Source organism: Winogradskyella sp. 4-2091 (assembly GCF_045765065.1).
Taxonomy (GTDB): domain Bacteria; phylum Bacteroidota; class Bacteroidia; order Flavobacteriales; family Flavobacteriaceae; genus Winogradskyella.
In genome coordinates, this window is sequence record NZ_JBJKOD010000004.1 from 192,732 (window position 1) to 206,551 (window position 13,820).

A 13,820-nucleotide genomic window follows, 5' to 3' on the forward strand; every position below is an offset into this window, starting at 1 on the left:
CCAATTTTAAAGCGTTAAAGTTGTTTATGTTACAAAAAAAAACTAGATTTAGTTTTAATTATAGATTACAAAACTAGTTAAAACCAAAATGAGCAAACCCGAAAAAGGCAATTTATTAATTGCTGAACCATCCATTATCGGAGATATTTCATTTAATCGTGCGGTGATTCTGTTAGCAGATCATAACGCACTGGGTTCGGTTGGCTTTATTTTAAATAAACCTTTAGAGTACAATCTTAAAGATCTTATTGAAGGTACAGAATCTGAATTCCCGGTTTATAATGGTGGTCCTGTAGAACAGGATAATCTCTATTTTATTCATAAATCTCCAGACCTTATTCCTAATAGTGTAGAAATATCAAATGGTATATTTTGGGGAGGCGACTTCGCTGTAGTTATTGACCTAATCAATAATGGCAAAATTTCTTCATCAGATATACGCTTCTTTTTAGGGTACTCTGGTTGGGATGAACAACAATTAGATAACGAACTTAAATCTAATGCTTGGCTCATATCAGAGAATGTATATAATAATGATATCATCTCTAAATCTTGCAACTCCTTTTGGCGCGACAAAATGTTAGAACTCGGTGGCGACTATAGCATTTGGTCTAATGCTCCCGAAAATCCGAGTTATAACTAAACTAACCTCAACTTAGCGTTTAGCTTTGTTATTAGGCTTTGCGCAAAATCATTTTTAAATTCTTTTTTACGGTATTTAGTAATAGGCATAATTCCTTTTATAACGTTTGTTACAAATAATTCATCCGCTTTTTGAAGTTCGAACGGACTTATTGATGCTTCCTCAGCAGTAACATTAAGATCCTTAGATAACAATTCTAATATTTGCTTTCGCATTATACCTTTTAAACAACCATCTTCTAATGGTGGTGTTTTTATATGCGTCCCTTTTACTAAAAATAAATTTCCGTTTAAGGCTTCAATAACACTTTTATTGGTATTTAGAACTAAGCAGTTATCAAAATCATTTTCTTTTGCATAAATACTTCCTATTACTTGTATTGCTTTATTATTAGATTTTAAACCCGATAATAAACCTGGTGCCACAAAATAGTCCTTGTATAAATCAACAATATATGATGTTTGTGGATCAATAGTGTAGAATAGATTATCATGTGCTTCTACACTTATATTATAACCGACTTTGGCATTGGAGGCTGGTGTATATTTACCACCTTCACCTCTATCTACATTTAGTCTTACACGAGCAGAGGCTTGTAATAAGTTGTTTGCCTCTAATGTTTTTAAGATTTCAGCTTCTAGAAACTCCATAGTAAAGTTCATAGGAATATCCATTCTCAAAATACGCATAGATGCCATTAACCTGAAGTAGTGATCTTCCCAAAAGAATATTTTACCATTAACCACTTTTAAGGTTTCAAATAAGGCATCACCATATTTGTAACCTCTATTGTTTACTGTAAGTTTAGAATCTGCAATTGATAGCAATGAACCATTAAAATTTACCATAAAAAAATCTCGATTTAGGTTTAAATTAAATCGAGACAAATATATATTAGATAAGTTATTTACTGGCTATCTAGAGCCTAAAACTTGTTTCAGACTTCCTATTTGGTTGGTCCAAAGCATTTTTCCTTCTTCTATTTCATCATCTTCAGCAAAATCTGTAATCATCAACGACACATCTTTTGTAATTTCATCTACTTGAATACGGATTTCAAAATAGTAAGGCAGTCCGTCTTCATCATCCTCTACCCAACGAAACTTAATGCGTTCGCCACTTTTTTTACTTAATAATTTGGCTTGCTCCTCAGAACCATCCCATATAAAAGTAAAAAACTCTCCACGAGAATTAACGTTATCTGCAAACCATTCTGACAAGCCAGAAGGTGTTGATATATAAGTATATAGTAAAGCTGGTGATGCTTGAATCACAAACTCCATTTCATATTTTTCTTTATCGTCCATACATGCTAATATTATGTGCTCAATATATACAATTTATGATGGATTCTTAAGGTTTAAATTAATAATTATTTTTTTTAGTTTTTATTGTTTGCTATAGAAGAATTTGTTTTTATATTTGCAGCCGCAATTACGCACAGGTATTAATTCTAAAAATGTAAATCCTAATATAGTGTAATTGATATGGCGAGGTAGCTCAGTTGGTTAGAGCGTTGGATTCATAACCCAGAGGTCACGAGTTCAAATCTCGTTCTCGCTACAATAAAAAAACCCAGAACTTTTGTTCTGGGTTTTTAATCTTCATATAAGTAATTGTGATTATCTAGCCGTTAAATTAAATGAAACAGTTCTCATGTTACCCGAACCTGAAAAGCGTTCTGCATAAATCTCTATATAATCATCCGTCTCTAACTCTACAGTTCCCACGACAGGTAAAGCCAAAATTCCAGATCCTGTATAATACCCATAAACCTTAGTTTCAGGTAAAACAACACCATTTTTAGCGATATATAAAATTAAAATAAAATCATCTGTGGATTGATAAGAAACTGAAGACACGACCTGAAAATAACGTGTTTTATGACCTTTATAAATAATTTTATTATCTCCATCTCTTGAAAATCTCAACAAATTATTTGAGGTCGTAATCCCGTTAACCTTTATTCTAGAATTTGTACCTGTACCAGTAAACGATGTTAACTCTCCACTACCTACATCGGCATCTAAATTAATATCTCCTGTAGCAGTAGCATCTGTTTCTAAAGGAAGACCAGGAGTATTTACTGTCCAATCTGCATTAAAATTGTAGCCTTCATAGCTTCCTACGCTATAACCATTTACATATCCTGAAGCGTTAGACGTTGTACCGGAATATACTGTGCCACTTAAAATACCTTCACCTACGCTAAGCGCTGGATCACTAACATCTAATGCAATATCAGCTCCATTTACAGTACTAAAACCACTTGCCTTTTGTATAAAACCAAAATGTCCTTCAAATGTTTCAAAAGTGCCACTGTTACTGCTCATCCATCCTTGCGTGTTTAGTAACAAGTTACCTATATTTGAGTACGTTATACCATCTGCATTATTTAGAAATTGATTAATACTAGCAAAATAAAGTCCTATATCAGAGATTGAACCTACGCTCGTCGTCATTCCATCTACAATAATATTTTGAACAATTACTGTCGTAGCTGTAGCTATTCCTGGACCATTAATATTAAATGCTTTTGTTCCCTTAAGCGTTAAATTCCTAATACTTCCACCTGTATTACCTTCAAAAACAACACCTGTGGACGATAATATATCCTCACCTACGTCTTGTCCTGAAATATAAGCTCCGTTTAAATCAATAGGATGTGTTAACAATATAGTTCCATTAATTTCATACAAAGTATTTGTATCTAACAAATAACGAGAACCACCACTTGCTAGTTCTGGAGCCAAGTCGTCTGCAGACTTAACTAATTTATAATTATCTCTTTTTCCACTCGTATTATCAGACATTTCAATCCACGACGTTGATGCGGTATTGTAATAGAAAAAACTTGTTTCATCTGTATCAAAAACTAAAAGGCTTTCTGCCGGACTTTCAATCGCAAGACGCTCTAAAGTTGTCATTCTAGGCGCCAACAGTCCTTGTGAAGTTGAACTTAAATCTAGTAACGAGGAGGCATCTGGAGATTCTGTACCAATACCTACTTGTGCATAGGATAAACTGGTAATCAATAAACTAATTAAAAATAAATTAAAATTTCTCATGGGTTAGGGTTTGAGAGGTTAATGAAATTTATGGATGATTTTTTAAGACACCCTTTAGATAAATGTCACATTACCTTTATTAAAATATAAAATGTTTGTTTTGTGTTTTTAACGAAGAATGACTTTTTCGGTTTGCTCGTGCATAATATTAGACAGTTTCACAACATAGATTCCACTGCTAAGGTTATTAGTTCTAATAGAATTTAAATTAGAGCCCTCCTTTAAATTAGTTTTATTAACTAACCTACCTTGAATGTCATAAATAAATACTTGAGAATCTGCGAATAGCAAACCTCTTATATAAACGGTTTGGTCTTGTGCAGAGATATATAAATTTTTACCTTCTACATCATCTATGGAAAGTGCGTCAGTTCCTAATCTAAGAAAGAAACGACCTGTACCGTCTATATTTGTTTGTGGCACAAAGCTATAGTTCTCGTTGTTAAGCAAAGTAAATGTATTCGTAAGATTATCTTCTAGGTAAACATCATAGGTATCAGGTAATGTCATAGAATCGATACTAAATGTAATCTCTTCACCTTGATTAGCTTTTAAACCTAAAGGAATAATAACGTTATTTTGGCTATCAAAATCTAGACTTTGAATGGCCATATTTTCTCCTGTATTATTTTCTACAAGTTGAGAATACAACAATAAATTAGAGCTAAGTCCGTCAAAATTAGCTGCATCATATCCTGGATCCAAACCTCGCGTAGAATTTTCGTTAAAATATATTTCTGTGGCATACGCGTCAGAATTATTTACGACCTTTAAACGTAACATTTCGTTCGTACTACTACTTCTTCCTAAAACAAAATCGTCAGTACCATTAAAAGATCGCATTGCCATAGTAAAACTTACTTGTCCATTGAGGTTATCAGGATTATTAGCCACTAAAAAACCTTGACCAGGCGCTATAATGCTATTACTGTTCGTTAAATTATTTATTACGGTAAAGTTACCAAACGAACCAGGACCTTCACCAACATAAGTACCACTATTATAACCATAAATAGCTGTTGCACTTGGGTTTAACACTGCTGCATTATGAGATAAAAATTGAAGCGAATTTAAATATGTAGGATAGGGATTTCCTACCAAATTCCAACCATTAGCATTCGATGAAATATCTACAGACTCTGTAAGTGTAGATACCAAACCTGTAAAGCGCACAGTTTGCCCAGAGTGACTTGCAGCTCTGTAACCTACGCCTCTTCTTATCTCAACATTTCCATCTATAGCTGTATCAAAGTTCTCATAACTTTGAGTTGAATTATTATAAGGTCCAAAAGCATACATTGTTTCTAATGTCGGTGAATTTGGAATAATGCTAGAATTAATGGTTGTTCCATCTGTATAACCCAAAAAATCATTAACCGTGACAACTCCTGATGTTTTCACAGGCATTGAGATTAAATCATTTCCTCCATTCATCCCTAAAGTTCCTATAATGTTGATATAACGATCATAGTTCACAACAATTGAAGGATCTAAGTCTTCATTGAGAAATAATGTTGAAAATTGATTTGAAGTTGATTTTAAATTAATCTGATCAGTAGAAACAGTTGTTGCTACAGACACATAGACTGGTGTACCTGCACTGACATGCATAGTACTTGTTAGGTCTTGGGCATTGGTAACTAAACCAATAACCAACGCTAACAGCGTAGGATAATATATTTTCATTTTTATGAGATTAGGGTCATGCAATAAACACATTAATTCTAATTAATTAAAATTTCGTCATAAAAAATCGTTGAAATATTTTGTTTTTTTTCAGGTTAAAATGAATAAATTTGTAGGACATTTCCACAACTATATTCAACTTATTATGTCATATTGCTATACTAATAAAAATTTGCAAAAGGCCTGAATAACAATACAGAACACATAATATAATGTAGTAAAGTAGAAAAAATAAATTAAATCAATCGATAATTAAATCGCATTTGTAATGAAAATTAAACGTAATACTAGAATCTCTAATTTGTAGTACAATTAGCACAAATAAAATTTAAATATTAAGTTTTATTTTCTTACAAATAATTACTTAATCTCGTCAAAATACGCGTTTAAAGGTCTTTTATCCGTTAGTTAACCGATTAATTTCTGGACAAAACAGCCAAATTCAATATTTAATTGGCATCATTTAACAAGATTACTTTCTAATAAATTGAAAGTCAGCGTTTGATAATTATAGAAATTTTTGTTTAATTCAGAATTTCACTCGATTTGGTACCAGTTCTAAAACAACGTTCTGTACCAATAAACAAAGGATTACCGTGCTTCTCTGACCAAAAGCCATCTAAAACATCTTTAGTTAAGCACCTATATACTGCAACACCTTTGTAAATTTGGTTATCATTACCCTCGTAGAAGAAATTAATTACAAGGATATTATCTTTAAAAAAACCAGTGCCTATTTGCTCTTGACCCTTATTTATAAGCCACTTTGCATTGAGTCTATTATTTTCATTTAATGATAACTTTAATGTTCCCTGGTAAGCCATACCATCTTCATTCTGGTTGCTACCTTCTATTGTGTACGTGCCTACAAGATCTGTTATGTGCATTATATTTAAATAATATTTTACACAAAGCTACCTCTTATTTTACAAAAATCAATTTCGAATTAGAGCACTAGAGGTTAAGACCTCAAGAATATAAGATCGATAATGTTATGGAGACTTTAAAATAAATTAGATAAACATAAACGTATCCTCATCTTTAGAGAACGCCTTAGTAATTAAAGTTTTTGGCTTTGTGTTTTTTACCTTTTGTGAGTTTTGTACTCTACCGATGGATAATTTTTGAAGTCTCTTTTTAAAGTTTTGTAATGGTTTCATTATTAATAGCATTTAAGAATACTAAAGATACGTCTAAAACCTATACTTTGGATGTTTCAAAAACCATAAAAACCACTACAAACCAACAACTTAACATTCAATTAACATTTTAATACCACTGTCTAAACATTTGAGCTAATTTATTCTAAATCTTAAATAGTTTCGACAGCCTTTCTGAGATTTTCATTCTTGATATATTATTGGGAGATTGTAAAATTCATGAGGACTTCAAATAGATACCCTCAATGAAATTTATAGTTCAAATTTGAACAATAAATTTCAGTCTATTGTTATTTGTTATACATCAAAAAACAGATTTCTATCGCTTACGACTACGATCCGTTGGGCAATTACGACAACGCGACATATAGGTTACCGAAAACTCATAAACACCATTTGTTCGTCCGATTTTTGAGATATTAGCATCGTAGGATAATCCAAATCTAAAGCTAGTATACTCTAAGCCAATAAAACTATTTATAGAGGTTAACAAATGACTGTTAGAATCGTTTTTTGCCGGATTTGTAGCCGCAGTTATTCCTACTAAAAACTGATTAACCTGAAACAACGAACCTATATCTAATCGATTATATTCGCCTTGTTGCATATAGTTGGCTGTCATCATTATTCGGTAATCATTTAGAAAAGGAAAACGGTAATTACCATGCACTGAATAGAAAATATCTAATGGCACGTTCTGGTCTCTTAAAAATGAGATATTAGGACGGTTAAGATGTTTCGCAGAAAAACCAAACCAATACGTATTATCATTCCGAGCGTTTTTCTCAAACACAACACCTCCTGTAACATCAAAAAACGTTACATTTTCAGTATTTGCACCAAAAGGATCAACCGAACTAGGACTTATAACACCTGTATTTATATTAATTTGATCTGCTAAAGTTAAACTTCTGAAGCCAACATCTTTAAGACCAAAACCAACCTCTAATGCTGGTCTAAAAAACCAGCCACCATTTAGATTAACACGATGCATGTAGTTGATATTAACTTGATAAAAGTTATAATTGCTAAAGGATTCGTTTTGCCACATGGCATTAAAACCAATACCACTACCAGAACTATTTCTGTTTTCGTAAGATTTATTAATAAAAAAATATTGCGTACTAACTTTAAGGTCCAAATTTGGCCATTGCGTTCTGCTTAGTAATCCAGCACTGACTCTGTCATTATCTTCAAAACCCGTAAATCCTGGATTTAAGGTTTCTTGTATATAATTAGATTGCGTAAATATTGGATCTTGTGCTTGTGCAGTATACCCAAATAAAACCACTACTAAAATGGAAATCGTTGTCTTTATTGTCATTCGGTTCTATTTGATATATATAAATGCGCCTTGCTGTTTTACCTCGTTTCCGTAAAAGGTTTTAGCAGAAAAAGTATAATAATAATTTCCGTTTTCGGCTTCTTCTTCTTTTACCATACCATCCCATCCTCTCAAAGAATCACCTTTTTCATTATATATTAAACTTCCCCAAGTATCATATACGTTAAGCTCTAAACTACTTAATCCTACAAATACTGGTGCAAAGAAATCGTTGATTCCATCATCGTTAGGAGTAAACGCGTCTGGCACAACCAACTTATAACCTTCCTCTATAACTAAGGTTATAATTTGCTCATATACGCAGCCATAAGCATAGGTTACGGTTTGCGTGACTACATAACTTCCTGGTGTATAATACGTATGCGTTGGGTTTTCTTCTGAAGAAAAACTACCATCACCAAATTCCCATAAAATACTTTCAAAATTTCCTGTTGAAGTATTCGTAAACTCAATTGGATCTTCAATGGCGTATAAACCATAATTTAAATATCCAAAAGATGATGTCGTAAAACCAGGATCTCCAAAGACACCAATTTCTACATTAAATGTATAATTAGCTGTACAGCCTAAACTATCTATAACTTCTAAAACCACTAAGCCATTGGTGTCTGTAGACATGAATTCATTGTTGAGTCCACTTACGGTTCCATCAGACCAGCTGAACTGAAATGGAGGAACGCCTCCACTTGCCATAGCCAAAAACGTTTGATCTATTGTAGCAGAATCGCAATCTACATCCACTTGGTCAATAACCTCAACAAGTAAAGGATCAAATCTAGTAACATCCCAACTGCCCTCTATTTCACAACCATTAGCATCCGTAACTGTAGCGACATAAGTATTGGGAGGAACGTTACTTAAATCTTCAGTGATGTCACCATTACTCCAAACCACACTAAAAGGAGGTGTTCCACCTTCTATTAACAAATTAATGTCACCACTATTAGTATCATCGCAGTCTAAAGCATGTGAAATATTTGCAGACAAACTTAGAGGCACAATATCAAAAATGGTAAAACTCTCTTGAATTTCACAAGGTGTCCCATCAATAATGGACACCGTATAAGTTCCTGGCGCCAAATTATTTCGTTCTGTACCTGCAACAGGATCATCATCCCAAACCAAAGTTACAGGCTCCATTCCACCAACAAAATTAAGCGCAATACTTGCATCATTTTCGCCAGCACAAGTCATTTGTGATACAACAGGGCTTATTGAAAACTCAGGTGGTTGCTCAATTATTACTGGAAATTGACGCTCACAGTTTTCGGCATCCGTAATCGTTATCGTATAAGTTCCACCAGATAAATTAATCTGACTCATGCCTAATCCAAAATTACTCCAAGCCACCTCGTATGGTGCAATTCCACCCGAAATTGAATTTATAATTATAGAGGCATCATTGTCGCCATAACACTGCATTTGTGTTACCGTTAAGTCTACTTCTATTTGTGAATTCTGAAGGATTTCTACTTCTAAATCGTCCGTACAACCAGAATTATCCGTAACTATTAGGTTATAAATACCTGCAAATAGCGTATTTATATCTTCGTCTGTACTTGTAAAACCATTAGGTCCTGTCCATAAATATGCGTAGTCTGTTCGTCCACCAACAACATCTACCAAAACACTTCCCGTTGCATCACCAAAGCATAAAACATCTGTTTTAGTATCTAAAGTGACGTCTAATACATCTGGTTCTACAATTACAAAAGTCATGGCAATAGGACCACAGTTATTAGCATCTGTAACCGAAATATCATAAGTACCAGGCCCTAGATTGTTTAAATCTTCATCGGAAGAAAATGGTGCACTATTCAATTTCCAAGTATAAACATAAGGTAAAACACCTCCCGAAACATCAATTGAAATTTCGCCATCATTAGCATTATAACATGAAATAGTTTCCGGATCAAAATTAACAGCACTAAACACCAATTCTTCTGGTTCTGTTATTTCGAAGGATTCCGTAAACGGACAACCACCATCATCTTCAATATTTAAGGTATATGTCCCAATTTCGAGATTAGTAATATCTTCATCTGTACTTGAAAAACCATTAGGACCTGACCAAGAAATCGTGTACGGATTACCAGTTAAAAATGGAATACCGCCAACAATATCAATAGCAATTGATGCTGTATTTACCTGATAGCATAAATTATTAGTTACAGTTGATGACACAGATATTGAAGGATTAACAGTCACTACCATATTGAAAGTTTCACCAACACAATCGCCAGAAACTGGTGTAACGACGTAGGTCACTGTTGAAGGGTTTGTTGTTGTATTTTCTAAAGTTTGAGAAATAGTTGATACAGCTGTTAATTGTTCTGAAGCTCCAATAATTGTGCCTGCAGGACTAACCGTTGGTTCAGTCCATGTGTAAGTCGTATTTATTGGCACAATATCTCCTGTATTACTCGTATCTGGCATAAACACAAAGGCATTGCCACTACAAATTAATGCCGAAGAGTCATCAATAATTGGTGTTTCATTAACAATAATCTCCGCAGTTTCTGACACAATTTCTGAACAACCACCAGTACTAAAATTTATAATAACATAATAATATGTTGAACCTACCGTACTCACATCTGGACTATAAATTGAAGAGGTTGCACCAGCAATGGCAATACCAGATGTAGGATCATCATTTGGTGTCTGATACCATTGATAGGTAGCTGAGCCTGCGCCATTGGTGTAAGACACAAATAAATCTGGCGTGGTTTCTCCTAAACACAATTCATCTAAAATAGGTTGCGCACTAAATTGAGCACCTGCACTAATTATAAGTTTTGCCGTTGCACTGGTAACTTCACAGCCAGAAACATCTTGCGTTACAATACAGTAATAGTAGAATGTACCTACCGTATCTGTTGGAGGTAAATATGTATTTCCCGTTGCTCCCGAAATAGCCGAACCAGATGTTGTATTATTTGCAGCAGTTACATACCATTGGTAAGACAAAGTACCTAATCCACCAGAAACGGTAACCTCTAAATTTTGGGCGTTAGAATTTTGACACAAGCTCTGAGTAGTTATTGGACTAGTTGTAATTTCAGGGTCGTCAACTACAACAATTTCTGAAACTGTACTTGTTAAAGCCGAGCAACCGTTGGCGTTATAATTTGCTTCTACATAATAATAATATGTACCAATTGTAATAAAAACAGGTGGTGTAAATGTCGCATTTGTTTCTCCTGAAATTAAAGTTCCTCCCGAATTACTATTTACATTATTCGAATACCATTGAAATGTTGGTGCTTCTGGACCTCCTGATACAGAAATTTCTAACACTTCTGAACTTCCACCTATACAAAGCGATTGCGTATTTAGTGGTTGTATATCAATCTGTGTAAGATCTGTTATTTCTATCTCAGCAGTATCTGAAATTATTTGAGAACAACCACCTGTCGAAAACGAAATAACAACATAATAATACGTTGTACCAACTGTTGTCGTTGGTGGTGCATACGTATCTGATGTTGCACCAACAATAGCCGTTCCAGATGTGGTATTATTTACAGAATTCTGATACCACTGATAATTTGGCGTACCAGAACCATCAAAAGCGACCGTTAAATCATTAACGACACCATTTTGACATACCGAATCTGAACTTGGCTGAGTGGTAATCAATGGTGCAGGAATAACAACAATTTCGAAATCTAAAGGATCCCCTTCACATCCATTAATCTCTGGAGTAACCGTGTAAATTAATGAAATATTATTCGTTGTAGAATTTACAATCGTTTGTGAAGGAATAGAATTCGATGTTCCACTAGGAAGATAACCAGTTAATCCTGAAGGACTATTAGACACCCAACTAAACGTAGTTAAAGGGTTATCTGCTGTTAAATTTATTTCTGTTGTTGACGCACCAGAACAAATAGTCTGTAAAACATCTGTATTTGTTATACTAGGAGAATCATTAACAGAAAAATCTTCAGTTACAGTTGTTGTACCACAAGCGTTAGTTATACTAAAAGAAATGGTGTAATCACCAACTGTTCCGTAATCTATTGTTCCTGGGTTTAATAGATTTGAAGTTGAAGGTGTTCCACCAGGAAAAGACCAACTGTATGTTATAGTATCTGATGTATCTGCACAAATTTCTACCGTTGCAACCGGGTTTATACTTGCCGCTCCACAAACATCGTCAACCTCATTAATGATTGCTGTTGGTGGTTGCCTTACTTCAATAAATTGTGATGTTGAAAAGTCGCCACAAGAATTAGTTGCCGTCATCACTAGTTCATAAGTTCCAGCTGTATCAAATTGAAATGATGGACTGGCTGTGGTTTCATCCGTTCCATTAGTATAAGCCCAAGTTGCTGTAGTTCCACAAAATTCTGAAGTATAATTTACTTCCCATAAATAAGTTGGCGTTACACAGCTATTAGATTCGTCTGTAGTATTAGTTGTATTTATTTCAAGCGGAATACAGCCTTCAGAAACATTTGTTGAAAACATAGGAACTAAATCATCTTCTACACAAATGGTTCTAATGATATCATCCATACCACAACGATTACCTGTTCTTAATTTCACTTCATATGTTCCAATCTGAGTAAAATTAAAACATATATTATCAGAGCCGGCTAACCAAAGACTAGGATCGCTACTTCCAAAATCATTTCCCATTGAACCACTAGACACGGTAAAACCTGTTGCAGGTGTTACTTCCCATATAATATTAGGGCTGTTATCACAAGAATTACCTAATCCATTATTTTCGTCACCTATAGATGTATTTTCAAAACATGCTGGCTGATTTGTACATACAACATCATCACCAGTAAAACTAGCTTCTGGAGCAATAGAAACATAAATTGGTACTACACCAACTGAAGATGTGCTACAAGGATTAGAGGCTACAATAATTGCCGAAAATGAGTTTTCATAAGTGTTAGTACCATCAGAACTCGTGGTATTACAAGATGACATATCAAACGAGTGTGTGACACTAGCTGGAGGCGGATGACTAAATACTTCAGGAGCAGAACCGTCATTAAAAGTGACAGTATAAGTCGTTCCTGGTGGATTATTTTCAGTTCCCGTTATAGGAAACGTTAAAGGGTTTATATTACAAATATCTGTATTACCAGGATTACCTAGCGACACTGCTGGATTAGAACCAACAAAAACTGTGTAATCGGTAACCGTATCACAGCCATTACTGCCTGTTATGGTATAGGTTAAATTATAGATACCTACGCCATAACTATGCGTTGTACTAGACCAATTGTTCGCAGTAAAATCTGGTGAACTATCTCCCCAATTTATGGTGTAACTCGTATTAAGTGCAGGTGTAGAAGATAAATTTGTAAACGTAAATTCTGAACCTGAATTAATACATTGCCTAAAAACTGGCAAGCCATTAAATGTTGTACCAGAACCTGTACCTCCTAAATTTCCGTCTGGTGATTGAATAACCGTTAACTGTACACTTTCGTTTATATTTGATATTTCTGGTACATCATCCTCAACACTTACTAGCGTATAAGTTACTGTACCAACATTACTAATGTCTGCGGCAATATTTACCGAATTGTTTGTTCCTGTTGTAGAAACTGTTTGAATAGCTCCTCCATTTACGCGGTAACTAAAAACATAAGGTTGTGTACCTGCTGAGCCTGTGAAGGTAATTTGTGGCGCTGGCTCTTCATTTTGACAAACGGTAACACCACCCCCACTAATTGTAGCACTTGGAAATAAATTAGAAGATTTTATAATGTTTGATTCTTCTGTTACCTTTTCTATAATATTATAACCACCTAATAGTCCAAACACAAGACCAATGACTAATAATAGGCTATATTTTATTTTCCCCATAAATATATGATAGCTAATTATTTAATAAGCTTTGAATGTAATAAAATCTAATATTGAAGACATCAAAATCGCATGTTTTT

Annotated in this window: 9 protein-coding genes and 1 tRNA gene; 2 read left to right on the top strand and 8 right to left on the bottom strand. The window is 34.1% G+C overall.

Translation table 11 applies throughout. From position 1 onward, the window contains the following. Positions 1–88: 88 nt before the first annotated feature. The gene (locus ACJBCC_RS07035) at positions 89–643 is read left to right on the top strand and encodes a YqgE/AlgH family protein (protein ID WP_299100911.1); all 555 of its coding nucleotides are present in this window, start codon (positions 89–91) and stop codon (positions 641–643) included. On the opposite strand, the gene ACJBCC_RS07040 is transcribed toward ACJBCC_RS07035, so the two are convergent. After that, positions 640–1,491, bottom strand: coding sequence for an aminotransferase class IV (locus ACJBCC_RS07040; RefSeq protein ID WP_407556770.1), 852 nt, complete (start codon positions 1,489–1,491; stop codon positions 640–642). The genes ACJBCC_RS07035 and ACJBCC_RS07040 overlap by 4 nt on opposite strands. A gap of 66 nt (positions 1,492–1,557) precedes the next feature. Next, positions 1,558–1,950, bottom strand: a complete 393-nt coding sequence (locus tag ACJBCC_RS07045; RefSeq protein WP_299100907.1) for an START-like domain-containing protein — start codon at positions 1,948–1,950, stop codon at positions 1,558–1,560. A 182-nt stretch (positions 1,951–2,132) separates the two neighbouring features. On the opposite strand from ACJBCC_RS07045, the gene ACJBCC_RS07050 reads away from it, so the two are divergent. Then, a tRNA-Met gene (locus ACJBCC_RS07050) sits at positions 2,133–2,206 on the top strand. Between the two features lie 59 nt (positions 2,207–2,265). Here ACJBCC_RS07050 and ACJBCC_RS07055 read toward each other — a convergent pair. The 6 genes from ACJBCC_RS07055 to ACJBCC_RS07080 form a co-directional block, all read right to left on the bottom strand. Then, positions 2,266–3,711, bottom strand: a complete 1,446-nt coding sequence (locus ACJBCC_RS07055) for a hypothetical protein (protein ID WP_407556771.1) — start codon at positions 3,709–3,711, stop codon at positions 2,266–2,268. A 108-nt stretch (positions 3,712–3,819) separates the two neighbouring features. Then, the gene (locus tag ACJBCC_RS07060) at positions 3,820–5,397 is read right to left on the bottom strand and encodes a T9SS type A sorting domain-containing protein (RefSeq protein ID WP_407556772.1); all 1,578 of its coding nucleotides are present in this window, start codon (positions 5,395–5,397) and stop codon (positions 3,820–3,822) included. 524 nt (positions 5,398–5,921) lie between these two features. Next, positions 5,922–6,284 (bottom strand): hypothetical protein, encoded by a 363-nt coding sequence (locus tag ACJBCC_RS07065; RefSeq protein WP_407556773.1) that lies wholly within the window; start codon positions 6,282–6,284, stop codon positions 5,922–5,924. A 126-nt stretch (positions 6,285–6,410) separates the two neighbouring features. After that, the gene (locus ACJBCC_RS07070; protein WP_407556774.1) at positions 6,411–6,557 is read right to left on the bottom strand and encodes a hypothetical protein; all 147 of its coding nucleotides are present in this window, start codon (positions 6,555–6,557) and stop codon (positions 6,411–6,413) included. A gap of 319 nt (positions 6,558–6,876) precedes the next feature. Next, positions 6,877–7,881: a PorP/SprF family type IX secretion system membrane protein gene (locus tag ACJBCC_RS07075; protein ID WP_407556775.1), complete on the bottom strand. Its 1,005-nt coding sequence runs from the start codon at positions 7,879–7,881 to the stop codon at positions 6,877–6,879. 6 nt (positions 7,882–7,887) lie between these two features. Then, on the bottom strand, positions 7,888–13,740 hold the full coding sequence (locus ACJBCC_RS07080; RefSeq protein ID WP_407556776.1) for a PKD domain-containing protein: 5,853 nt from the start codon (positions 13,738–13,740) through the stop codon (positions 7,888–7,890). Positions 13,741–13,820 lie beyond the last annotated feature (80 nt).

What these genes read in the sequence shown, in the direction of transcription:
- ACJBCC_RS07065 (WP_407556773.1), bottom strand. Translation starts at nt 6,284, where the DNA reads ATGCACATAACAGATCTTGTAGGCACGTACACAATAGAAGGTAGCAAC.
- ACJBCC_RS07040 (WP_407556770.1), bottom strand. Translation starts at nt 1,491, where the DNA reads ATGGTAAATTTTAATGGTTCATTGCTATCAATTGCAGATTCTAAACTT.
- ACJBCC_RS07060 (WP_407556772.1), bottom strand. Translation starts at nt 5,397, where the DNA reads ATGAAAATATATTATCCTACGCTGTTAGCGTTGGTTATTGGTTTAGTT.
- ACJBCC_RS07080 (WP_407556776.1), bottom strand. Translation starts at nt 13,740, where the DNA reads ATGGGGAAAATAAAATATAGCCTATTATTAGTCATTGGTCTTGTGTTT.
- ACJBCC_RS07045 (WP_299100907.1), bottom strand. Translation starts at nt 1,950, where the DNA reads ATGGACGATAAAGAAAAATATGAAATGGAGTTTGTGATTCAAGCATCA.
- ACJBCC_RS07075 (WP_407556775.1), bottom strand. Translation starts at nt 7,881, where the DNA reads ATGACAATAAAGACAACGATTTCCATTTTAGTAGTGGTTTTATTTGGG.
- ACJBCC_RS07070 (WP_407556774.1), bottom strand. Translation starts at nt 6,557, where the DNA reads ATGAAACCATTACAAAACTTTAAAAAGAGACTTCAAAAATTATCCATC.
- ACJBCC_RS07035 (WP_299100911.1), top strand. Translation starts at nt 89, where the DNA reads ATGAGCAAACCCGAAAAAGGCAATTTATTAATTGCTGAACCATCCATT.
- ACJBCC_RS07055 (WP_407556771.1), bottom strand. Translation starts at nt 3,711, where the DNA reads ATGAGAAATTTTAATTTATTTTTAATTAGTTTATTGATTACCAGTTTA.